The organism is Methanospirillum hungatei JF-1, from assembly GCF_000013445.1.
Lineage (GTDB): Archaea > Halobacteriota > Methanomicrobia > Methanomicrobiales > Methanospirillaceae > Methanospirillum > Methanospirillum hungatei.
This window is the reverse complement of sequence record NC_007796.1, coordinates 2415551-2436926: the sequence shown is the minus strand read 5'-3', so window position 1 is coordinate 2436926 and position 21376 is coordinate 2415551. Positions and strand designations below refer to the sequence as shown.

General features: G+C 45.9%; 27 protein-coding genes and 1 pseudogene. 13 read left to right on the top strand and 15 right to left on the bottom strand.

Annotated features, from left to right (window positions below):
• The first annotated feature begins 16 nt into the window (after window positions 1-16).
• From MHUN_RS11230 to MHUN_RS11200, 7 genes are all read left to right on the top strand, one after another.
• Entirely contained in the window at window positions 17-868 is an 852-nt protein-coding gene (locus MHUN_RS11230) for a P-loop NTPase (protein ID WP_011449126.1), read from the top strand.
• On the top strand, window positions 865-1734 hold the full coding sequence (locus tag MHUN_RS11225) for an ATP-binding protein (protein ID WP_011449125.1): 870 nt from the start codon (window positions 865-867) through the stop codon (window positions 1732-1734). Before MHUN_RS11230 ends, MHUN_RS11225 begins: the two co-directional genes overlap by 4 nt.
• Window positions 1731-2156 (top strand): DUF134 domain-containing protein, encoded by a 426-nt coding sequence (locus MHUN_RS11220; protein ID WP_143709480.1) that lies wholly within the window; start codon window positions 1731-1733, stop codon window positions 2154-2156. Before MHUN_RS11225 ends, MHUN_RS11220 begins: the two co-directional genes overlap by 4 nt.
• A gap of 33 nt (window positions 2157-2189) precedes the next feature.
• Window positions 2190-2459, top strand: a complete 270-nt coding sequence (locus MHUN_RS11215; protein ID WP_011449123.1) for a hypothetical protein — start codon at window positions 2190-2192, stop codon at window positions 2457-2459.
• A gap of 3 nt (window positions 2460-2462) precedes the next feature.
• Complete coding sequence (locus MHUN_RS11210) at window positions 2463-2816, top strand: NifB/NifX family molybdenum-iron cluster-binding protein (RefSeq protein WP_011449122.1); 354 nt, start codon at window positions 2463-2465, stop codon at window positions 2814-2816.
• Between the two features lie 262 nt (window positions 2817-3078).
• Window positions 3079-3312: a FeoA family protein gene (locus MHUN_RS11205; protein ID WP_011449121.1), complete on the top strand. Its 234-nt coding sequence runs from the start codon at window positions 3079-3081 to the stop codon at window positions 3310-3312.
• Entirely contained in the window at window positions 3309-5024 is a 1716-nt protein-coding gene (locus MHUN_RS11200) for a ferrous iron transporter B (protein ID WP_011449120.1), read from the top strand. The genes MHUN_RS11205 and MHUN_RS11200 overlap by 4 nt, the downstream gene beginning before the upstream one ends.
• A gap of 48 nt (window positions 5025-5072) precedes the next feature.
• Here MHUN_RS11200 and MHUN_RS11195 read toward each other — a convergent pair whose 3' ends face one another.
• The 8 genes from MHUN_RS11195 to MHUN_RS20045 form a co-directional block, all read right to left on the bottom strand.
• Window positions 5073-6014, bottom strand: a complete 942-nt coding sequence (locus tag MHUN_RS11195) for a radical SAM protein (RefSeq protein ID WP_011449119.1) — start codon at window positions 6012-6014, stop codon at window positions 5073-5075.
• 30 nt (window positions 6015-6044) lie between these two features.
• Complete coding sequence (locus MHUN_RS11190) at window positions 6045-6407, bottom strand: type II toxin-antitoxin system VapC family toxin (protein WP_143709478.1); 363 nt, start codon at window positions 6405-6407, stop codon at window positions 6045-6047.
• A gap of 41 nt (window positions 6408-6448) precedes the next feature.
• Window positions 6449-6595: a hypothetical protein gene (locus MHUN_RS19045; protein ID WP_158498219.1), complete on the bottom strand. Its 147-nt coding sequence runs from the start codon at window positions 6593-6595 to the stop codon at window positions 6449-6451.
• Between the two features lie 244 nt (window positions 6596-6839).
• Entirely contained in the window at window positions 6840-7118 is a 279-nt protein-coding gene (locus tag MHUN_RS18355; protein WP_083758459.1) for a DUF5320 domain-containing protein, read from the bottom strand.
• Window positions 7119-7299: 181 nt separating this feature from the next.
• Entirely contained in the window at window positions 7300-7746 is a 447-nt protein-coding gene (locus MHUN_RS11175) for a CGGC domain-containing protein (RefSeq protein ID WP_011449116.1), read from the bottom strand.
• Window positions 7747-8091: 345 nt separating this feature from the next.
• Window positions 8092-8487: a tetratricopeptide repeat protein gene (locus MHUN_RS11170; protein WP_048067470.1), complete on the bottom strand. Its 396-nt coding sequence runs from the start codon at window positions 8485-8487 to the stop codon at window positions 8092-8094.
• Between the two features lie 261 nt (window positions 8488-8748).
• Window positions 8749-9174 (bottom strand): PIN domain-containing protein, encoded by a 426-nt coding sequence (locus MHUN_RS11165; protein ID WP_011449115.1) that lies wholly within the window; start codon window positions 9172-9174, stop codon window positions 8749-8751.
• Between the two features lie 5 nt (window positions 9175-9179).
• Entirely contained in the window at window positions 9180-9425 is a 246-nt protein-coding gene (locus tag MHUN_RS20045) for an AbrB/MazE/SpoVT family DNA-binding domain-containing protein (protein WP_048067469.1), read from the bottom strand.
• 361 nt (window positions 9426-9786) lie between these two features.
• Between MHUN_RS20045 and MHUN_RS11155 the strand changes: the two genes are divergently transcribed.
• Together MHUN_RS11155 and MHUN_RS17685 are read left to right on the top strand one after the other, a co-directional pair.
• Complete coding sequence (locus MHUN_RS11155) at window positions 9787-10029, top strand: AbrB/MazE/SpoVT family DNA-binding domain-containing protein (protein ID WP_011449114.1); 243 nt, start codon at window positions 9787-9789, stop codon at window positions 10027-10029.
• Window positions 10026-10436: a type II toxin-antitoxin system VapC family toxin gene (locus MHUN_RS17685; RefSeq protein ID WP_011449113.1), complete on the top strand. Its 411-nt coding sequence runs from the start codon at window positions 10026-10028 to the stop codon at window positions 10434-10436. Before MHUN_RS11155 ends, MHUN_RS17685 begins: the two co-directional genes overlap by 4 nt.
• A 77-nt stretch (window positions 10437-10513) precedes the next feature.
• Here MHUN_RS17685 and mcrA read toward each other — a convergent pair whose 3' ends face one another.
• The 5 genes from mcrA to mcrB are packed head-to-tail and all read right to left on the bottom strand — an operon-like array spanning window position 10514 to window position 15425.
• On the bottom strand, window positions 10514-12217 hold the full coding sequence (gene mcrA, locus MHUN_RS11145) for a coenzyme-B sulfoethylthiotransferase subunit alpha (protein WP_011449112.1): 1704 nt from the start codon (window positions 12215-12217) through the stop codon (window positions 10514-10516).
• Between the two features lie 13 nt (window positions 12218-12230).
• Window positions 12231-12989 carry a coenzyme-B sulfoethylthiotransferase subunit gamma gene (gene mcrG, locus MHUN_RS11140; RefSeq protein ID WP_011449111.1) on the bottom strand — a complete coding sequence of 253 codons (759 nt, stop codon included), beginning with the start codon at window positions 12987-12989 and terminating at the stop codon, window positions 12231-12233.
• A gap of 4 nt (window positions 12990-12993) precedes the next feature.
• A complete protein-coding gene (mcrC, locus tag MHUN_RS11135) occupies window positions 12994-13629 on the bottom strand; it encodes a methyl-coenzyme M reductase I operon protein C (RefSeq protein WP_011449110.1) in 636 nt (211 codons plus the stop codon).
• Complete coding sequence (gene mcrD / locus MHUN_RS11130; protein ID WP_011449109.1) at window positions 13629-14099, bottom strand: methyl-coenzyme M reductase operon protein D; 471 nt, start codon at window positions 14097-14099, stop codon at window positions 13629-13631. The genes mcrC and mcrD overlap by 1 nt, the downstream gene beginning before the upstream one ends.
• A gap of 18 nt (window positions 14100-14117) precedes the next feature.
• Window positions 14118-15425 carry a coenzyme-B sulfoethylthiotransferase subunit beta gene (gene mcrB / locus MHUN_RS11125; protein WP_011449108.1) on the bottom strand — a complete coding sequence of 436 codons (1308 nt, stop codon included), beginning with the start codon at window positions 15423-15425 and terminating at the stop codon, window positions 14118-14120.
• A gap of 482 nt (window positions 15426-15907) precedes the next feature.
• On the opposite strand from mcrB, the gene MHUN_RS11120 reads away from it, so the two are divergent.
• Genes MHUN_RS11120 through MHUN_RS11105 form a run of 4 tightly spaced genes read left to right on the top strand, consistent with a single transcriptional unit; the run spans window position 15908 to window position 19926 of the window.
• Complete coding sequence (locus MHUN_RS11120) at window positions 15908-16504, top strand: acyltransferase (RefSeq protein ID WP_011449107.1); 597 nt, start codon at window positions 15908-15910, stop codon at window positions 16502-16504.
• Complete coding sequence (locus MHUN_RS11115; protein ID WP_011449106.1) at window positions 16501-17589, top strand: DegT/DnrJ/EryC1/StrS family aminotransferase; 1089 nt, start codon at window positions 16501-16503, stop codon at window positions 17587-17589. The genes MHUN_RS11120 and MHUN_RS11115 overlap by 4 nt, the downstream gene beginning before the upstream one ends.
• Window positions 17589-18506 carry a Gfo/Idh/MocA family protein gene (locus MHUN_RS11110; protein ID WP_011449105.1) on the top strand — a complete coding sequence of 306 codons (918 nt, stop codon included), beginning with the start codon at window positions 17589-17591 and terminating at the stop codon, window positions 18504-18506. The genes MHUN_RS11115 and MHUN_RS11110 overlap by 1 nt, the downstream gene beginning before the upstream one ends.
• Window positions 18496-19926, top strand: a complete 1431-nt coding sequence (locus tag MHUN_RS11105; protein WP_011449104.1) for a nucleotide sugar dehydrogenase — start codon at window positions 18496-18498, stop codon at window positions 19924-19926. Before MHUN_RS11110 ends, MHUN_RS11105 begins: the two co-directional genes overlap by 11 nt.
• 24 nt (window positions 19927-19950) lie before the next feature.
• Here MHUN_RS11105 and MHUN_RS11100 read toward each other — a convergent pair.
• Window positions 19951-20340 (bottom strand): annotated as a pseudogene (locus MHUN_RS11100) (type II toxin-antitoxin system VapC family toxin); the annotation flags it as partial.
• A gap of 39 nt (window positions 20341-20379) precedes the next feature.
• Complete coding sequence (locus tag MHUN_RS11095) at window positions 20380-21366, bottom strand: IS701 family transposase (protein ID WP_011449102.1); 987 nt, start codon at window positions 21364-21366, stop codon at window positions 20380-20382.
• Between the last annotated feature and the right edge of the window lie 10 nt (window positions 21367-21376).

Here is a 21376-nt window from a genome sequence, read left to right as displayed (position 1 = left end):
ATCTGCCGGGCATATTATGCAGATTGTTATAGCCAGTGGAAAAGGTGGAACCGGAAAAACAACGGTTTCATCTAATCTTGGATATGTTATGTCACAGTCGCGAACCATTACTCTTGCTGACTGTGATGTTGAAGAACCCAATCTAGGTATTTTCTTTCCTTGTGTTCCGGAGATTCACCCTGTTCATGTCATCATTCCGAAGGTAAATGAAAGTCAATGCATGCATTGTGGAGCATGTGGTGAATTCTGCAGGTTTGGGGCACTGACGGTGCTGAAAGACCGGGTATTATTCTTCCCCCAGCTCTGTCATTCCTGTGGGGGATGTTTCCGGGTCTGTCCGCATGAGGCACTGGAGGAAAATCCTGCATATGTTGGTGAAGTACAAACCTGCCATCTTTCTGATTCGCTCACCCTTGTTAGTGGCAAGCTGAAAGAGGGTGATGTGCGGACAACCGTAGTTATTCACAGGGTCCGTGAGATTACCGGAAACGATCCACTGGTATTGCTGGATTCCCCTCCGGGAACTGCCTGTCCCTTTATTGAAACGGTGGACGACGTCTCTCTCTGTGTCCTTGTGACTGAACCAACACCATTCGGGCTTCATGACCTTTCTGTTGCGGTCAATGTGCTAGACGTTCTGAATATCCCGGCTGTGGTTGTTATCAACCGGAGTGAAGGGAGTGATGAACATATTGAAGAGTATTGTTCAGGCCGTGGTCTTCCTGTCCTGATGAAAATTCCCCTGGATTTTCCCCTGCTGAAAGCCCAGAATAATGGCGACCTTATTTCCCGCATAGATCCCGCCTGGTTTGAACAGTTCAAGGAACTTGGTGAGAAAATTCTTGCATATGCCGGAGGGGCTTCATGATTCAGATCGCCGTTGTCAGTGGAAAAGGAGGCACCGGGAAGACAATACTGACTGCCTCTCTTGCAACCCTTCTCTCTCAGGATAAAGTCCTCATTGATGCTGATGTCGATGCTGCAAACCTTTCCCTGCTGCTCAGTCCAACAGACCTCAAAACCCAGGAGTTCAGGGGGATGGACGGTGCGGTTATCGATACGAAATCATGTATTGGTTGTGGCATCTGTGCAGAGGCATGTGTGTATGATGCTATCCAAAAGGTCGGTGAAATCTATGAGGTTGTTCCATACCGGTGTGAGGGATGTGGAACCTGCACAATTGTCTGCCCTGAAGATGCCGTCAGCATGAAATCCCGCATCACCGGGATGATTCATTATGCGGATACGTCTGCAGGACCACTTCTGTATGGGTCACTGACTCCTGGTTCGGGAAATTCTGGATTACTGGTTCACCGGCTGAGACAGGAAGCAGGATTATTGCATCCGGATGTGCCGCTTGTTCTGATTGACGGCCCGCCTGGAATTGGCTGCCCTCTTATCTCCACCATCACCGGTATTCAGATAGCGATACTTGTCACCGAACCCAGTACATCAGCCCAGTCAGATCTCCAGAGGCTCATTACCCTCTGCCGGTCATTCCGGGTCCGGATGTTTCTCGTCATCAACCGGTCTGATGTTAATCAGAACATCACCGAAGATATCCTCCAGGTCGCTGCTGAGAACGAAATCCTGGTCCTTGGCCTGATTCCGTTTGACCGCACCGTTCTGAATGCAACCAGGCAGGGTGTTCCGGTTACCCGTATGTCCGGCGCTGCATCGGAAGCGATACATGAGATCACACAGAACCTGTCTCAAGAACTTGACCACATATGATGCCGGCGAATGGTGAAGAGGGACAACAACGAAGACGGGGAAGGCCAAGAATCAGGAGAAGGATGTCCGAAAATGGCATGCTTCGGTGTTATGGTCCCAGATGCGAAGTTCTTGGTGAAATTGAGGCTGTTGTCCTGCTTCCAGAAGAGATTGAGGTGATACGGCTCATTGATCTTGAAGGAATGGAGCAGGAAGAGGCAGCTTCGTTTCTTGGTGTGTCTCGAAGAACAGTCTGGAAAGATCTTCATGATGCCAGACGGAAGGTTGCTGATGCTCTTGTTCATGGCAAGATGATTGAAGTGGCCGGATGTGTAAGGCAGGGCGGTAATGAATGCCCCAAAAACCAGGAATATCTCTGTCCCCGTGATGCCCATATATGTCCCAGGAAAGGGCCGGATGATCTCCGTCTGCAGGAACCATGATCCCACAGGAAAATTATTTATATTTTAACTCATATGAGTAATAATGGTGCTGTGCACCAGGAGGTGACGAAGATACCTGATATGGATGGCACCGGCCCCAGATGGCTTGGAGAACGGAAATTTTCTCGAAGGGGCAGGTGGAATTTTGAGAACAGTGTGAGTAATCTGCCAGATTCCTCCGGACCAGTCACTCAGCAGGATGCTCCTCTGGGAGAACCTGTTTATGGCATCGGTCGGGGCGGACTTCCCCGGGGAGGTTCACGGAGAATGGGCAGAAGATGGGACAATTCATTCAGGTCATAATTCATGAAAGTTGCAATAGCATGTGATGGAAAAAATGTATCGGGACATTTCGGACATTGTGAAGGATATGCAATCTATGATGCTACAGATTCAGTCATTGCATATTCAGAAACTCTGCAAAGCCCCGGGCATGAACCGGGCCGGCTTCCGGTCTTTCTGGCAGAACACGGGGTCAACCTGATTATCGCCGGAGGGATGGGTGCCCGGGCAGTTCAGCTCTTCAATGATAATAATATTGAAGTAATTCTTGGTGTGAGCGGTCCGGTAGATGTCGCAGCCCAGGATTATATTGCAGGGAGATTAAAATCAACCGGCAGTATCTGTACTCAACATGATCACGAGTGTTCCGGACATTAACCCGTTCGCCTGATCGTTATACATTGATTGTAGTATCTGTTTCCTATACCAGAAATGCCAGTATCGGCATACTCTCGAAAGAAAAATCCCCTGTGAGATAACCGGAAGAATATGTTCATCAGGTCGGTTTTCCGACCTTTTCCGGTTATGCTTTTCACGATGTTGTCTTCTACCTTATTTTATCCTGATGAGCCTATTATTTGTGATCATGAAAAATATTAGTATCATCTAAATTCAATACTCATGGTGGAATCTGGTATACATGGTTGTATCTGTAATGGAACTTGAGGAAGGAAAAACCGCAAAAATTATCGAGATACAAGGTGGCCACGGGATGCAGAATCAACTGCGTTCAATAGGCATCCTTGAAGGAAAAGATATTGCTGTGGTAACACATCATCCCTTTCAAGGACCGATCGTTGTGAAGGTTGACCGGAAGATGATCAGCCTTGGCAGAGGGCTGGCCTGTCGGATCATGGTGGAGATGACCAGTTGAAAAAGATTGTTCTGATGGGGAACCCGAATGTCGGGAAGAGTGTGGTATTTTCCCGGCTGACCGGAACCCATGTGATTACCTCCAATTTTCCCGGAACGACGGTTGATTATTCACAGGGAGCGACATGTCTTGGCAGGGAACGGGTGTTTATCATCGATGCACCCGGAACATATTCTCTGGATCCAACAAACCCTGCCGAGGAGGTCTCATTACGTATTCTGAATGAAGCGGATATTGTGGTAAATGTTCTAGATGCCACAAACCTTGAGCGAAATCTCATCCTTACTCTGGAGCTCCTTTCAAGGAATGTTCCCCTGCTTGTTGTCCTGAATTTATGGGATGAAGCCGCACATACGGGCATTGAAATTGACGTGTCCAGGCTCCAGGAACTGCTTGGTGTACCGGTCATTCCGACTGTTGCGGTTACCGGCGAAGGTATTGCCGAGCTTGCTTCCTATTTCTCACAAGATGCTTCGGTCCCAGAGCAGAAGAACTACAGCGATGAGGAAAAATGGGTTATGATCGGACAGATCACGAGGGAAGTTCAGACTATAACTCACCGTCACCATACTCTTCGTGATCTGATATCTGATATCACCATCAAACCGGTAACCGGAATCCCTGTTGCTATACTGGTAATTCTGGTCTCATTATGGGCGGTAATTTTTATTGGTGAGGCCTGTATAACGTATATCACCGACCCTCTCTTCGAACTGTATCTTCCGATCATCACCCAGGTGTCTGAATTCATCGGACCGGGATTTATTCATCAGATATTGATTGGGGAACTGGTCGACGGAGGGATTGATTTTGAACAGTCAATGGGAATTCTGACAACGGGCCTTTATGTTCCGTTCGGGATTGTCCTCCCGTATGTCATTGTCTTTTACATCCTCGCAGCACTCCTTGAGGATTCAGGATACCTGCCCCGGCTCGCAACCCTGACTGATACCTTCTTTCACCGTTTGGGGATGCATGGGTATGGTATTGTTCCGGTTTTTTTAGGTCTTGGGTGCAATGTTCCGGGTATTCTTGCAACCCGGGTTCTTGAAACACGAAAACAACGGTTCATTGCTGCAACATTAATAGCAATCTCTATCCCCTGTATGGCAAAGACTGCCATGATATTCGGGACTATCGGACAGTTTGGCTTTTTGTATATCCTTCTGGTCATTGCAGTGCTTGTGATTGTGTATATCACCATCGGGATGGTTCTCAGTCGATTCATACATGGCGAGTGTCCGGAAATATTTCTTGAAATACCCCCATACCGGACCCCCCGGCTTAACATGGTCATGAAAAAGACCTGGATGCGTCTTGTTGCTTTCATTGCAGAAGCGGTGCCATATCTGTTCCTCGGGGTCCTGTTGATCAACATATTATATGCAACCGGATTCCTTGCCTGGCTCGGGACAGCACTCGCTCCCCTTATCGTTGGTTGGCTTGGGCTGCCAAAGGAAGCTTCCGGAGCTCTTCTGACCGGATTTTTACGAAAAGATCTGGCTATAGGTATGCTCCTTCCCCTGGATATGACCGCTCAGCAGATGGTTGTAGCGGTTACCACGTTGACGATGTACTTCCCCTGTGCCGGGGCTTTTGCAGTGCTGTATCGTGAGCTTGGATTCTCCGGAATGATAAAATCAGTAATCGTAATGGCAACGACCGCATTTTTTGTGGGCGGTATCATGCGTTTTATCCTGATTGGGATATAATAGGGGAGAATGAGAAGGGGTGAACAGATCTGATGATCTGTTCCTTTTTCAGGAATTCGAGGAGATCCAATAAAAAATTCCCCGCTCCCCACTTTTTGCCTGGACAGTGCCCTGCTGAACCATCAGGGCCAGTTTTTTTCTGATCTCCGGTGCTTGAAGACCAGTCATTTGTGCGATATCTTCAGCAGTACAGGGACGACGCCGGAGTGTTTCATCTATCAGGGCAATACTATCATCCTGAGCAAGAAGAGGAGTTATTTCATCAAACCCGGTGATATCAACCGGTATCCCTCCTTCAATAAAAAATTCCTGAATCTTCTTGAGGAGTACAGGTTCAGGAGGAGATACCCATGATTCAGTTCCTGGCCGGTCAAGATAATTTAACTGGATTCGATCCGGTCTGATGCTGAATACTGCATTCCGGAGCATTTCGAGTTCATTATCTGAGGTGTTAAGACCGGGAACCAGAAAAACCTCAAGCCAGATCTGGCCTGAATATTCATTCCTCAAAGACTGTAGGCCCTGGATTATCTCCTTTACGAATAGACCCGGAGCAGGTCTGTGTATTCTCTCGAAGATCTCTTGTGTGGTTGTGGTTATCGTCGGGCTCACGAGATCAGCAGGCAGAAGATCCCGCCTCACTGCTGGGTCAGTGCAGAGACTTCCATTTGTAAGAACCGCTACCTTATATTGTTCGTAGTTTTTTTTCAGGTATACCAGCACGGGACCAAGGGAGAGAGAGAGGGTGGGTTCACCTGAACCTGCAAACGTGATATAATCAAGTTTTGGAGAAGAGGAGAGAACAGTATCCAACTGGCGAATGATCTCATCGGGAGGAAAAAATTCTCTTCGCTGTGATGTGAGATCAGTTGTTGCCCCGCATTCACAATATGCACAGTTATATGAACATGTCTTAAAGGGGATGAGGTCAATCCCAAGAGATCGTCCAAGTCGTCTTGAGATGACCGGCCCAAAAATGTGGTGAGTCATGGTTTTAAAAAATTACTTAATATCTCTAATTCATTCGGTTTTTCTCAATGGAATGATGTTTAATCCATCTATCTTTTTGAAGTCTTTCGTATTATCTGTCAGTATTCCATCAGCATTGCATAATGCCTGAATGCCAATGATCGCATCATTTATTCGAACTTCCTTATCACAACTGGTGCATATGGCTTTATTCATTATTTCATAAGAAACGGGGAGATATGTAATATATTTTGAGGATAAGATTGCTTGTGTTCTTTGCATCGCTTCTTCTTTACCCAGCATACGGGTTAGTATGTGGTACGTCTCAGAAATTATGATAGTATTCACATAAAATGTATTATCAGAAGCAATCATTTCTTCGATAATGGCAAGACTCTCTTTCTGCTCAGGCATTGTTGCATTATTTGCAAAAATGAGTATGTTCGAGTCAATTACTACCTGCAATCTGACCAGAGCTCATTTTTCATTGCTTCAATATCACTTCGGGTAAATTTTTCTTTTGAATTCGCAGGTTCTCGTATGGATTTCAGGAACGGATCCTCATCGGATTCCCGATGAATGACTATTGTATCATTATCCATCACCTGTAGAGATACTTTTTCAAATGGTCTAAAGAGCACTTTCTCATTTATCGCGTTAAGAGATATTTTGAGATCCTGATCTATCTGAATTACCGTATTCATAAGGCATCTTATCTGGTTTACCTAAATATAATTTATCAATTTATTATCATAATGGATGTACTGAAAGAATACTTTTCCCAAAAAGAGGGTTCTGATCAGGTTAATGTAAGGAGATAGCAGAGATCTCTCTGGTAGGATTGATTTACCAGAAACAGCGTCCCCTTCTTCCTCGAGGACCTCCAGATGCACATCCTCGTCCCCCGCCATAGGGTATTCCTCCACGACCGAGTCCGTATACTGGTGCCTGACCCTGAACTGGTGGCTGGTATACGGGGATATTTTCAGTGGTGGCTCCTGTCTGGTTTTCTCCGGAAGGTGCGACTGGCTGCTGTGTGGGCTGGTATGCGGTGCGGCAGTATCCAAATCCTCTTCCTGTCATAGGACCCCGTCCAATGGGGCCGGTACCATCAAATCTTGGCATAGTTTTACTCCTGGTACGATGCATCGCACCATTATTACTCATATGAGTAAAAATACATAAAAGTATCTCAACGCAATAATTTTTTAATTATCCTGTACCGGTGAGCATATAGCTTAAAATGCGGATTCTCTAATTATAATCAGAGAAAAAAGGTAGATGAGAAACGAAAAGGGGTTGCGGTTTAATTGTAATCGGCCCTGGTTTTTTCATCACCAAGGGTCGGGGCCAGCATATCTTTCCATGACTCTGAATTCCATGTCCCAAGATGCGAATGCGTCTCGTAATAACTTGTAGGAATGGGATGTGTGCCAATCACCACTTCGATTCCATATTTTTCCGTGATGAAGGATGAGAAATATTTTATGCGTGGACATGGAGGGTATCCAACTATCATTCCCGTGGCAAGGTGAATTATTTCAGCACCGTTCTTTTTCATCTCTGCCGGAGCATATTCAATATTTCCTCCCGGACATCCATTACAGGTGGCAAATCCAATCAGTTCAATCTCCATTCCCTTATACCGGCTGAAGGCTCCTTCACGGTTGTGCATGGATCTCAGGCATTTACCCCCGGCACAGGTTCGATATCGATCACAGATAATTATCCCGATTTTTTTGGAATTACTCATAGAATCTCCCATTCCTTCTCATATTATCATAATAGGTTGGATACCCTGTGCGGAAAAAGTTGGTTATACTCCGGAAACCACCGGAGGAATGTATGCTGACATCGTTACCGGGTTTTGAACAATATTTCTCTGGTTCAACTCTTCAAGGAGACGGGATATCTCCCCGAGTTCATCAGGGTGGGATACTCCTGCCTTTTCGTATTGCTCAATTGCAGTTTCAAGAGCTGTTTTTGCTTCAGTAAACCGGTTTAAGGAAAAGAGAACTCTCCCCTTTCCTGCATATGAAGCCCAGTTTGATGATGCTCCTTGTGCATAGGAGATGGCTTTCGTGTAGGCATCAAGTGCTTACAGGAATCTTTTCTGGCTTTCGAGGGCAATCCCAAGGCCATACCATGCATCTGATGAATCAGGTTTGAGAACGGTAGCAGCCTGAAACGCTGTATACGCAGCACGATAGTTACTCCCTTCGAGAGCAGCAAACCCCTCTGATATATGAGTATCATATGTATCAGAACCAATTACCGGAGTCGGGGTCGGAGTGACTCCCCGGTCAAGTACCGTACTCATCAGATTTTGATCTATCTGGGCAAGCAGCCAGTTTGGAGCTGAAAAGAGTGAGCCATGCGACCATCCACCCTGATAGGGAATCATTCCGGATGGAACAAGTTCGGGATCAAACGAATACCCGTTGTAGTATGTTTTGTTGACATCTGCACCAGAGGGGCTTCCCAGAATAATCAATGTTATAGCCAGTACGAAGAGTATTGATGTGAGATGAGATATAGATAATTGATCTCATATGCGAAATAAATAGTTTGTCCTATTACGTTCTTGAAACCAGGAATTTTTTTGGGAATGAAATTCTCTTAAGAGTATAGAAGTACAGGTTCAGGAGAAAATGTGAGTCTCTCCTCTCAATTCTGAATTATATATGGAAGGAGCGTCCCCCCACCAGTTCCTATCTGCTGCTGTATCTGCCAGGGTACCTTTTCTTGAATAAGGTTATTGGTTATTTACATTCTTATATGGCAAAACTTCCATTAATACCCAGCCACGAAGAGACTCATACTCAGGATCCTTGTGCATAAGTATGCAGTTTTTTCGAATTGCGAATGCGGCAATTATCGCGTCAGCGAAAGAGATTTTATGTTCCGCTTTCAATCGGGCAGCTGTAAGCAGGGTTGACTCATCCATATTCAATAGAATCTTTACATTAAGTTCTTTAATTAGAGCAATTCGCCGATCTGCTTCTGCAATACCATCCTCCTGCAAGGTAATGGAATACACCTCCATCAGAACTGTCCAGGGGATGAATGTAGTTTTTTCCCTCAACGCTAATTCAACCGTATCAGCTCCTGGTTCATCCTCTATGTATGAAAAGAGTGCTGATGTATCCAGAAGGTAGGGATGGAATATTTCTTCAGACATTGGTTTCAATGTTCATTGATGGAGTTTTCGCGGTTCCGATCTATGTTTCGTTCCTCTAACAACTTTTTTGTATAGTTTTTTCCCCGCCCCGATCCCCTGAGAGAAAGTAATGGATCATTCGGTACTGGGACTACTCGAATGGTGTCTCCATCATCCAGCCATACCAAATGGACCCCTGCATCGATATGGTATTTTTTTCGAATTGCAGCTGGAATAACGGTTTGACCGCGTTTCGTTACTGATGTCTGCATTGTAATTCTCCAATTTTTACATGTCACTTTCTTGTTTTACAAGTCTTAATTTAATTTCGTAAGATACATGTATAAATTTTCTTGTTTCTTTATTCGATGTAAACGCACATTTTTTCCAAGACTAAAGTGAATAAAGATAAAATCCAGATTATAATCTCTTAATTCGGTCGCACCAAGGAGCGATTATTTGAGTTAAACTGCTTGTACGGTAATTATCGATATTATTCCATCAAGGTGTTTTGGGTACTAAAAAAGCGTATATCTGCGCAGAGATGGACCGGCCTTTAGAAGGCCGCGGATTTTAGTTTGGTTATGGGTATGTTCCAATGTCTCAAATATCAGAAAAACAAATTTACCTTATATGGAAGTAATCATCAGGGAAAATGGTGATCTAACCATCCCTCAAACAATATTTGCCAACACTAATTTCAAGCCTGGGCAAAAAGTAATCATTACCATTGAATCTGGAAAAATTGTAATTTCTCCAGATAAAGAAGAAATATTAGAAAGATTTAAGCAACTTTCTAAAAACAATTATATTACTCATATTGATTCGGATGAGATCCATGAACAGATGATTCTCGAGAGATTTAAAACAATATGAACTATATTGACTCAAATTTTTTTATTTATGCAGTAGCAAGTGATACTCCGGAAGGTCGTTGGTGTAGAAGTACCCTCTCTCATATAATGGAGGGTGAATTCATTGCATGTACCTCCACTCTAACCTGGGATGAAATTGTCTACGTGCTGATGAAAAAGATCAACCGTGAGATCGCTCTTGAATGTTCAGAATATTTTCTCTCACTACCAAATGTACATTATATTGATGTCAGCCCTGAAATTCTGAAATTAGCACACTCTATTATGACCCAATACGCAATGAAACCAAGAGATGCGATACACGCAGCCTGTATGTCACATCAGGGTATTAACACGATAATCACGGAAGATACCCATTTTGATCGTATTCCATCAGTAAAACGAGTATGGATGAACAATATTCCCTGATACAGACCTGAAGGTCTCTACTCTTATACCTTTTTTAACGCACGGCAGAGAAAAAAAAGAAAAAGTGTTTTCCCCGATTAACGGGCTGGCATGAGGAGTGTACGCTCTCCGCAGGCTACGAACTCGCGGATTGCACCCTTTGCGAACTCCTTCCGTGGCTCGGCAAAGTCGAACGGCAGGGATGGGTCTGCGAAGGTGATCTTGATCAGTGGGGACAGACAGAAACCATCGTTTCTGGTGTAGTGGGAAGATGCAACAATTGCTGCGTATTCTCCCTGGTGACCCACGTTCATTGCGTAGTTCGGGTAGTTTGGACCACGGTATTCACCGATACAACCCTCGTCAGGTCTGACAGAGAGTGAGTTGGTGGAACCACACTGGTCCTGCAGGTCGTATCCGAAGAATCCGAGACGTGACCAGCCTTCCTTGTGCATGAGCATGGAGAGGTACCATCCGTTCAGACCTGCGTTGGAGTTTGCTGTTGCGACACCGACAGACAGACCGGATGCTGCTGCGATAACTCCTGCACGCTGGGAACCACCAAAGTGGTCTTCCATCATGGTTGGGAACTGTTCGTACTGCTCCATTGCATTGAGGGTGACCTCTCCGGCAATGTCGTTGACGATCTCCTGGGTTGGCTTGACCTTGTCTTTCGGGCTTGGGTTCTTCCAGTCGACTTTGTACTTGTCCTTGATGTAGTCCATACCATAGTAGGTGAACTCATCGAGGATGTTGTCGGTGTATGCTGCGGTTGCATACTGGGTAAATCCGACACCACCAGACATGTAGGAACCGAGCCAGATCTGGTCGAAGAGCATACAACCTGCACCGACAACCTCAAGTGATGCCTTTGCTGGGTCATTCGGGTACTTCCGGTTTGCCTGGATCATGTCAGCAAAGTGTCCGAACATGATACCTCCTGGTTCATTTGGACCACGGGCACGACGGGCCGGGAGGTGACTTGCCATCTGGATAACACCAGCGTGCTTTGCTGCAAAGGACAGGTCAGCGACTGCTGCTTCTCCGGCACACATGCGGTATGCGGTAATGAAGGACATACCGATCTGCATGGCTGACCACCGGGAGGTAGTTCCACCATCACATGTACGGGATACGATGGTCGGGATGTGAATTGCCTGCCAGAGTGACTTGCCGACAGCTTCATTCAGCTGCTCTGCCTGCTTTGCCGGGAAGAGCTTGTTGACATCGAGAACGAACTGCTTCTCAATCTGGTCTGCAAGTTCGGAGTCTCCGGTAAAGACCTTTACATAACAGTCATCGACAACACTTGGGTGGGTCTCAACCATGTGTTCCTGAACAACTGCTCCACCAGGCATTGCGTGGTTAAGGATGTGAAGGTACTCGTTGATGGTCTCCGGGGTGATTTCCTTGCCAAGACGCTTCTGCAGGGTCTGGTGTGCAAGGTCCATGTTGACGATGATGGTACGACGGATATCATCCCACATCTGCTGCATTGCCGGGTTGTTGACAAAGTGCAGGTCGTCACCCTCTACAAAGGTTCCGGTTCCGGAAACTTCGTAGGTCATGAGCTGACGCTGACCCATTGGCAGACCACCGAGGTGGCAGCGGTTCGGGTCGTACATGGAGATTCCACGGCGAAGTTCTACCTTCTTGGATGCCTCCATGAACTCTTTCTTTCTTGGGGACTGGTTCAGACCACCAAAGTTGTAAAAACCGGTCTTGGTATCTGCGACGTCTCCCTCGAATTTGGTCTTCAGTGCTTTGAGGAAAAGTTTCTGTGCTCTCTCAATTTTTGCCATATTTAGTACCTCCTTACTCCACCGGCATGAAACCGTACTTTGTTCTCAGGGAGTGAATACGCTGGATATATTCGATGTACTCGGCGTCGCTCCGGTAAGGGGTACCAACGAGTGAGTGGAACATCGTAGTGTTTGCCTTCAGCCAGGCATCGTCCATTGGCTTACCAACATCGACCTTCTTGTCGAGTGGAGTACCAATCTGGTCCTTTACGTACTTGACAGTCCCGCCCTCGAGGATACACCGCTGCAGCATATCAAACATCATACCGTCTTCTGCAAGACGGAGGGAGTGACCATGCACGGTTGCACCACGAATACCGACACGGGCCGGGTCGAAGAGGTTGGTGTTAATCAGGTCTGCAGAGATTTTTTCAAGGTCACGCTCACGGCACTCGACGATCTGACGGCCGGACAGAGTTCCCGGGTCGATACCACGGTAGCGGTAACATTCGGTGTAGGTTCTCTGGTATGGCTGAGATGGTGCATTGAACATGGAGTCAGCGAACTGGATGTACCGGACACGGTCTCCAGCCTTTGCTCCGTCAGTCGGGGTAACAATCTTTCTGATTGGACAGTCCGGCTCACCCTGTTCTGCGAGTGGCGGGTGTGCAGTCGGGTATGCCTGACCTGGTGCCCGGTGACCAAGGATGAGAACGATGTCTTCATCGGTAACATTACGGATTTTTTCGAGCTTTACATTTGGGTTCATCTGCTTGCGCCGGTTCTCGGCTACAATAGACTGGCCCGGACCATACTGTGGAGTATATGCCATATCTTTATCTCTCCAAATCTGAAGTTTTCATAAGTTTCATGACTTCGTGAATGACTTCGCTGATCTTCTCACGTGACGGGGTCTGACCCCTCGTGACACCACTGACAATCGCCATAACTGTCCCTTTTGTCCGGACATTCTCTTCAGTAGGCATCACAAACGCCGTTTTCACCCCTTCCTTTGCAAAATCCTCGTAATCAACAGGGGCCTGACAGACTACAACCGCCGGAATATCACAGTCCTTTAAGATAGACCTGACCTTATGGACGATATGTGATCTGACATTTCCATGGTGCAGAACCGCAACTTTATGGCGGTTAACCTGGATTATTTCCTTCTCATTCAGGCCGAAATATGCTCCCAGCACATGACCGGCACTCTTTGGGGCATCAGGGGGAATCCCGGAGCCCGCGTTGAGAATCATGGTGCTGATACTATATTCAACCCCCTGTGCCCGCAGGGCAGACGTGATATCACAGACCGGCTTTGTGACATGCCGGCGACCGGGGGACATCCCTATGATGATGACGTCAGGATATCGGCATTCGGAGATCGTCCCCCTTTGGGCAAGGGCCCCTCCTTTTCCCATACCCGCACTTTCGCGGCAGTCTACAACCTGTGTTACCCGTCCGATTGGCATTATTTATGTCCCTGGATGAGTGTCGGTCCGGTTTTATTCTTGGGATCGACCAGACCTAACATGATTTCGTTTGCATTCGGGCCGTACTTCGCATAGTCCACCTGGGTCGGGGTCGACCTCATGAATTTTCCTTCCTTGACCGAGTATGAAAAATTCGTGAAGACTTCCTTACAGGCTTCCTCTACCTGCGAGACGATATCCCGTGTTTCAAGTTCGAGAAGGAATGTTCCTACCTGCACCCTGAGGTCAACATCCGTTACCCCGACCCGGATTGTTGCTTTTCCGGAATGGGGGTTATCCAGGCCCCGTGCAGGGCCATAGGGGACTTTCTGGGGTATACTCGGGCCGTTAATGACGATCCTTCGGATCCCGGGTATGACCGCCAGTTTATTGAGGATTTTCTCAACAGTTTCAGGTTTTAAGAGGCGCTCGGTGACGATCCTGCATTGCGGGAATTCAGCATCAGCCATTGTGCGAAACCTTGGGGATTATGCTCCCTGGGCGATGTGCTGAATCGGCTGGGCAAACTCTGGGATCTTACCAAAGGTATCCTGGTAGACCTTTGAGGTGCTCTCTGGGCTGAACATCTGGGTTCCTGCATCAAGAGCACAGGCAGCGACGATACAGGGGAGACCAACACCGGCTGCGTGACGGGTAACGACGTGGTTACCGTTGAAAATACCCGGACCTCCACCACCATAGATTGAGTGGCTGAAGAATGAGAATCCGACTGCTACACCCATTACACGACCATAGTCACAACCCGGAAGTCCGGTCTCGTGCTCAATGAGGTCGTTGAAGTAGAGCAGGGTTGAGGATACTGCCTGGGCAAATCGGCCAGCACCACAGTTTACCATGGTTGCTGCCATAGTTCCGGCTGCAGTGTAGGCGTTCCAGAGCATTGGGTCCTTGGTCTCGTAGAATATGTATCCGGATGGTCCCTTCTTTCCTGGGGTGATGACCTTGTCTTCGATTGCTCTCTCGACAAGTGACTGGACAACAGTACCGATAGTTCCGGTTGCACCATTCTTCTTCACGAGGTCGTAGACCAGGTTGTTCGCGTTCAGGCCCTGGTAGGCGTAGAGAAGGAGCTGTGCACGCTCGAATGGTCCGATTGCGGCTCCCATCTCGAACTCTCCTGCCTGTTCAAAGGTTGCGGAGAGTGCTGCACCCTGCATTGCATTCTTGTTGGTGATCATGACACAGTGGTTTGCCTGGATGTTCCGGAGAGCGTATCCAAGACCTTCGTTGTTCTGTGGAATGGACAGAATGGATGCACAAGCTGAGCCAGACGGATCCATGGTCTGTGGGTAGGTACCCCAGAATGCTGCCTTGACAGTTGAACCGTTGAACATGTCAACATTGAACTGGTCAATAACTGCATAGGTTGCTGCTGCTGAAACAGCGGTCATTGCTGCATCGTAGGTTGCTGCTGCTTCAATACGTGCAGTTGGGACGGTACAAAGCAGGAGCTTACCGCCACCGAATTCCTTGATCTCGGTGTCATCGCCCTCGGTGACCTGGAGCATCTTGAACATCTTTTCCTTGATTGCACCAGCATTGGCAACAAGGTCAAGGTTGAGTTCACGTCCGGGAATCTGGTTCTTTCCGGCCTTTCCGGTCTTCAGAAATGCCTCTGCTCCACCAAGGTTAACTGCAACAGTTCTCTTGGTAAGGCTGATCATCTTCTTGATGCCGGCGTTTGTCAGCGGGCTAACTTTATCCAAGGCAACACCGCTTTTCAGCAGCTTGCCCTGATCGTCATAGAGATCGATTGTGTCGGAAAATTTTGCCATATGGTTCCTCCGATGTTCCTTAAAACCTGTACGATTTTGTCACTGTATACTGGAAGGAAATCTGTTACTGATAGACTGTAATCACTCGTACACGTCCCCTTTACGGGACTGATGATATGTCTGAAGATGTAAATAAAAATCTAACGGTTTGATTCTCGGAGAAACTTTATATTCTCTGTAAAGTTTTCATTAATTAATTGAATTAATTTTATATGCTTCTGCATTTTTATGATGATCAATATTACAAAAAATAACTTTTTTAATTACCTAATTGTACTTCGAAATTTTTTTGTGCTATTGATATGAGCGCTTTGGGTGATGAGAGAATTGAACGAGATATTATATAGCATTATCTGGTTTATTTATGGAGGATCAGAGGAGATATATATGACAATATTGTCTGGGAAACTCAGTGAAACGATACATTTTAAACAGAAGTGCTCGTTTTATTCATTCTCCAATTGTATAATTATGTGAATATCGTGTTCGAATATGGCAATAATCAGCTTGGAAAAAATGTACAAATCTTTGATCCGGTTACGCTCGGTTTTCCTTCCCGGGATTATATTGGAAAGAAGAATCATCCTGGTGTTATAATCGGAGATAATGCCATCATTCGATCCGGCACCATTCTGTATGCTGATGTCCGGACCGGATCCAATTTCTCAACCGGTCATAACGTCCTCGTCCGGGAAAAAACGGTACTGGGGAATCATGTCTCTCTTGGAACCGGAGTAATCATAGAAGGAAACTGCACCATTGGGAACCATGTCAATCTTCAGAGTATGGTGTATGTACCGACCAATTCAGAACTTGGGAATTATGTTTTTATAGGGCCGAACGCAGTTCTGACAAATGATAAATATCCCCCTCATGGGGGAAAGAACCTATTCGGTCCAATCGTTCGTGATCATGCTTCAATAGGTGCAAATGCTACGATACTACCGGGTGTAACCATCGGAGAGGGGGCCCTTATTGCAGCAGCGTCGGTTGTAACCAAAGATGTTCCCCCATTCTCGCTTGCGATTGGTTCACCTGCTCGGATCAAACCACTTCCTGAGGGAGCGATTCAGAAATGATCCCTGTAGCCCGTCCCTTTGTTGGTCAGGAAGAAGCAGATGCAGCAGCCAGGGTGATTTTTTCTGGTATGCTCGCATCCGGACAGGAAGTCATTCATTTCGAGAAAGAATTTGCAGATTTTTGTGGGACCCCTCATGCAGTTGCCACAAGCAACGGGACAACGGCACTTCATATGGCGATGGCAGCACTTGGTATAGGGCCAGGTGATGAGGTCATTGTTCCTTCCTTTACCTTCATCGCATCTGCAACATCCGTCAGTATGTGTGGTGCCTCTCCGGTTCTTGCAGACATTGAGGAAAAAACATATTGTATTGATCCAGAAAAGGTCCTTGAACTGATCTCTCCACAAACAAAAGCCATAATTGGCGTCCATCTTTTTGGCCAGCCATGTGATATTCGTGCACTATCTGACATCTGTACCGATCACGCACTCCATTTCATCGAGGATTGTGCACAGGCACATGGCGCACAGTATAAGGGCAGGGCCGTGGGAAGTTATGGGACCTGTGGCTGTTTTTCGTTTTACCCGACCAAGAATATGACCTGTGGAGAAGGCGGTATGGTAACCAGTACCAATCCCGAATTTATTAACCGGATACGACTGCTCATAAATCATGGTCAGAAAGAGAAATATCTGCATACAGAGCTAGGATATAACTTCAGACTTACTGACATTGCTGCCGCAATCGGGCGTGTTCAGCTTCGAAAACTTCCGGAAATGAATCAGTCCAGGCAGGAGAATGCAGATTTCTTCACAAAAAAGATTGTCCGTCGCGGCATCATACCTCCTTTCGTCAGACAGGATTCAACCCATGTATATCATCAGTATGCCATCCGGGTTACCGATCAGGCTGACATTACTCGTGATGAGCTTGTTTCCGATCTGAACAGGAAAGGTATCGGAGCAGCCATTCATTACCCGATACCTATTCATAAACAACCAGTATATGAAGGGAAGATTCAACCATGTGGATGCCCGGTATCTGAAAAGATATCCCGAGAGATACTTAGTCTTCCGGTGTATCCGGGACTGACGCTGGAACAAAGAGATTCAATAACTCAGGCAGTCAATGGATGTGAATAATGGATGTCGGGGTTATCGGGACCGGGATGATGGGCCGGAATCATGTACGGATATATTCTGAGTTAAAGCCAGTACAGTCTCTTTTCGTATATGATGTAAACCAGGATCAGGCCCGGATAGTTGCAGAGCAGAACAACGCAGAAGTGGCTGGTTCTATCCAGGAACTCCTAAAAAATGTAGATGCTGTCAGTCTCTGTGTTCCCACTCCTCTTCATTATCAATCAGCACAGAAGATAATCACAACCGGAATGAACACGCTTATTGAAAAACCGATATGCCTTACTTCAACGGAGGGTCATGAGCTTATAAATAAGATACCAAAAGGGACCATAGTCGGAGTCGGGCATATTGAACGCTTTAATCCTATTGTGAAAGAAATCTCAAGAATCATCTCAAGCCCTCTGTATGTAGAACTGAAAAGGCATAATCCGACATCATCCAGGATCACTGCCAGTTCAGTAGTTGAAGATCTTATGATCCATGATATTGACATAATTCTTCACTCCTTGTTCCAGGATCCCCTTGAGGTCTTTTCACGGGGAACCAGGGATGTAGCAATGGCGTTATGTCAGTGTGGCAATACTCCTGTCTATCTCTCTGCCAGCAGGAAAGCATCAAAGAAGATACGTATGATTCACATTGAACAGGAGGATATTACCATTGAAGGGGACTTCATGACTCAGGAGGTTTATATTTATCGCAAACCCGGCCTTTATTCTGTAGAAAATGAGCGGTATGTTCAGGAGAATATTGTAGAAAAAGTGCAGGTGACCAAGAAGGAGCCACTTCGTGACGAACTATTGTCATTCCTGGATTCAGTCCGGACCGGGAAAGAATTTCCTGTGACTCCTGAACAGGCGGTTATGAATCTTGAAGTCTGTGAATACATAATCCAGGGGCTTTCTCATGGCAACTGAATTATCTGCTGCCTTAAATCAAAGAGGGCCAATCAGGACAATCGGTGTTATCGGGATGGGATATGTCGGTATTCCTTCTGCCGCTCTCTTTGCTTCAGTTCCCGGTATTCGAAGGGCCTATGGATTTCAGCGAAATTCACCCACATCAGGGTATAAAATCCGGATGCTGAACGAAGGAAAAAATCCCTTGAAAGGCGAAGAGCCTGGTCTGGATAAGTTGTTGGCAGATGTTGTGCATAAGGGAGTATTTCACTGCACCGATGACTTCACCAGTATTCAAGAATGTGATGCAGTAACTATCGCGATTCAGACTCCGTTTAAAAGCCCTGAAGATCTGATACCGGATCTTACCGCTCTAGAGGAGGGTTTGCGGCAAGCAGGGAGGTATCTGACCCGAGGCACGCTTGTTGTCCTTGAATCGACGATAACTCCCGGAACGACCTGTGGCTGGGCAAGGGAGGTGTTAGAGGAAGAGTCAGGGCTTCTCGCCGGCAGGGATTTTGCTCTGGCGCACGCTCCGGAACGTGTCATGGTAGGAAGGCTTATTCAGAATATTCAGGAGCATGACCGGATCGTTGGAGGAATTGATGAAGATTCTACCCGTCGGGCAATCGAGTTATATCAACCGGTTCTCACGAAAGGACAGATCATACCGATGACTGCAACCGCAGCAGAAGTGACCAAGACTGCAGAGAATACTTTCCGGGATCTCCAGATAGCAGCAGCAAATCAGTTAGCATTATATTGCGAGGCGATGGGGGTAAATTTCTATGATGTCAGGACCGGGATTGATTCTCTAAAAGGAGATGGGATCACCCGTGCAATTTTATGGCCGGGAGCGGGTGTTGGTGGGCATTGTCTGACAAAAGATACATATCACCTGGAGCGTGGGGTGGACGTGGCTGGTAGAACTCCGCTTGATTATCCCCAGGGTCATGAATCACTGTTTGTCCTGGCCCGGCATGTGAATGACTTTATGCCCCGTCATACGTTTCATCTGGTTAGACAAGGCCTTTCATGTGTTGGAAAAGAGGTCTCCGGCTCCAGGATTGCTATACTTGGATTTTCATTTCTTCCCAATACTGATGATGCACGAAATACTCCGACAGAACAGTTTGTTAATATCTGTCAGATACATGGAGCAGTCACAGAGATTCATGATCCATGGGTTCATGAGTATCCTGGTTTCAGTCTGTCATCTGATATTGAACCGGTGGTGAAGGATGCAGATGTTCTTGTCCTTATGACGGCTCACCGGATGTATTATGCACTGGATTATGACTGGGTAAAGAGAATGATGAGACCTTTTCCTGTTTTGGTTGATGGGAGGAATATTGTTGACCCTGATGTGATCATCCGGGCGGGATTTGTGTATGAGGGAATTGGGAGAGGGGATAAGAACCGTTATCCGAGAGATTAAAACTCCCTTTTTACACCTTATCCTTCATGTGGTGAGCAAAACAATCTCATGAACATCATGAGCTGCTTTATACAAGGCATAATCTGCTGTGATGAAAATTTTCTCTTCTTTCATAGCAGCGGTGAGATATAATGCATCATATACGGTAATTTTGTGAGTTATTGCACATTCATATGCTGCATCAATAATATCAGATGCTTTGAGCAGGAAACATGCATCATTGAGAAATTCAACAGATGTATTGAGTGCAGAGCGAATGATATCCGGGTTTGTTTTCCCATGAAGTATCCGTTTGCAGGCAACATTTGTTATTTCGATCCTGGCAAAATCCACCGTAATGGGATCGTATAACATGAGCATCTCTTGTGCCTTTCTTGTCAGATCCTCCTGAAAGAATGCTGCTGCTAGGACACATGAATCAAATAGGAGTTACGCAGAACAACCTCTAAAAATTTATAGCGCATATTTTGGGTTCTGAATATATTCTGAAATTCCAACTTTTATGATTTGCCATTGAGCATCGTACGGAGTAACACCATTCAAAAATTTATTGACTTCGAATCGTAAATATGCCCGAAGTGAGCAATTAATATGATTTCGTTGGATAATTCCCTTTCTAGCTTGGCATTTTTCGACACCACATAGTTCTTTGATAGCCCTATGATAATTCTCGATTGTCCAGCAAATAGATTGTAAAACCAGCCTATCTTCATTATTCATCGGCAAAAAATTGGTTGCCCAATATCTACTTACACCTTTACGATTTAGTGAGTGAAAAAGACGAATAAATCCATATTTCTTTAAATGAACTTCTAATCCCTCCTCTGGTATATTTAATGATGACACTTGAACATTACCTTGGGCATCGGGATTGACCATACGATTTTTCTTAACTCGTGTGAAATAAAACCATCCAAGACGGTTAATCAACTTCAAATTTTCATTTCCTGAATACCAACTATCAAACATGACAAAGGCAGGAGTAAATCCTCTTTTGAAAGCTGTCAAGGCCATTTCTTGGAGATGATCATTTTTGGTCTTATCATCAACATCCTTATCATAAATTCGATAATCAATTGGAAATGAAGTGATTCCATCTGTCCAAATTAAGGTAATCAATCCTATTCCTTTGATTACTTTGTGCTCTTTTCCACTCCACTGGTAATATGTACATTCGATTTTTTTGGAATGTTTTTTATCTAGAATAGTGTCATCCAGAACCAACCAGCCCTTTTTTCTGTCAACATATGCCTCAACTTCAGCCCACAACGTCTCAGGAGTTAGAGACTGTCTTGTTAGGAATCGATTGAAGGTATCATGTGATATCGAGAATTCAGACGTCGAATAACAATCAGCGACTTTTACACAAGAAACGTCGCATCGAGCTGCGATGAGGTAATTGATATAATCTACATCTGAAGGCTGCTTCGTTATAGGCACGTATATTATA

Coding starts and splice junctions, on each gene's coding strand:
- MHUN_RS11230 (WP_011449126.1), top strand. CDS start 17: ATGCAGATTGTTATAGCCAGTGGAAAAGGTGGAACCGGAAAAACAACG.
- MHUN_RS11225 (WP_011449125.1), top strand. CDS start 865: ATGATTCAGATCGCCGTTGTCAGTGGAAAAGGAGGCACCGGGAAGACA.
- MHUN_RS11220 (WP_143709480.1), top strand. CDS start 1,731: ATGATGCCGGCGAATGGTGAAGAGGGACAACAACGAAGACGGGGAAGG.
- MHUN_RS11215 (WP_011449123.1), top strand. CDS start 2,190: ATGAGTAATAATGGTGCTGTGCACCAGGAGGTGACGAAGATACCTGAT.
- MHUN_RS11210 (WP_011449122.1), top strand. CDS start 2,463: ATGAAAGTTGCAATAGCATGTGATGGAAAAAATGTATCGGGACATTTC.
- MHUN_RS11205 (WP_011449121.1), top strand. CDS start 3,079: ATGGTTGTATCTGTAATGGAACTTGAGGAAGGAAAAACCGCAAAAATT.
- MHUN_RS11195 (WP_011449119.1), bottom strand. CDS start 6,014: ATGACTCACCACATTTTTGGGCCGGTCATCTCAAGACGACTTGGACGA.
- MHUN_RS11190 (WP_143709478.1), bottom strand. CDS start 6,407: ATGCCTGAGCAGAAAGAGAGTCTTGCCATTATCGAAGAAATGATTGCT.
- MHUN_RS19045 (WP_158498219.1), bottom strand. CDS start 6,595: ATGGATAATGATACAATAGTCATTCATCGGGAATCCGATGAGGATCCG.
- MHUN_RS18355 (WP_083758459.1), bottom strand. CDS start 7,118: ATGCCAAGATTTGATGGTACCGGCCCCATTGGACGGGGTCCTATGACA.
- MHUN_RS11175 (WP_011449116.1), bottom strand. CDS start 7,746: ATGAGTAATTCCAAAAAAATCGGGATAATTATCTGTGATCGATATCGA.
- MHUN_RS11165 (WP_011449115.1), bottom strand. CDS start 9,174: ATGTCTGAAGAAATATTCCATCCCTACCTTCTGGATACATCAGCACTC.
- MHUN_RS20045 (WP_048067469.1), bottom strand. CDS start 9,425: ATGCAGACATCAGTAACGAAACGCGGTCAAACCGTTATTCCAGCTGCA.
- MHUN_RS11155 (WP_011449114.1), top strand. CDS start 9,787: ATGGAAGTAATCATCAGGGAAAATGGTGATCTAACCATCCCTCAAACA.
- MHUN_RS17685 (WP_011449113.1), top strand. CDS start 10,026: ATGAACTATATTGACTCAAATTTTTTTATTTATGCAGTAGCAAGTGAT.
- mcrA (WP_011449112.1), bottom strand. CDS start 12,217: ATGGCAAAAATTGAGAGAGCACAGAAACTTTTCCTCAAAGCACTGAAG.
- mcrG (WP_011449111.1), bottom strand. CDS start 12,989: ATGGCATATACTCCACAGTATGGTCCGGGCCAGTCTATTGTAGCCGAG.
- mcrC (WP_011449110.1), bottom strand. CDS start 13,629: ATGCCAATCGGACGGGTAACACAGGTTGTAGACTGCCGCGAAAGTGCG.
- mcrD (WP_011449109.1), bottom strand. CDS start 14,099: ATGGCTGATGCTGAATTCCCGCAATGCAGGATCGTCACCGAGCGCCTC.
- mcrB (WP_011449108.1), bottom strand. CDS start 15,425: ATGGCAAAATTTTCCGACACAATCGATCTCTATGACGATCAGGGCAAG.
- MHUN_RS11115 (WP_011449106.1), top strand. CDS start 16,501: ATGATCCCTGTAGCCCGTCCCTTTGTTGGTCAGGAAGAAGCAGATGCA.
- MHUN_RS11110 (WP_011449105.1), top strand. CDS start 17,589: ATGGATGTCGGGGTTATCGGGACCGGGATGATGGGCCGGAATCATGTA.
- MHUN_RS11105 (WP_011449104.1), top strand. CDS start 18,496: ATGGCAACTGAATTATCTGCTGCCTTAAATCAAAGAGGGCCAATCAGG.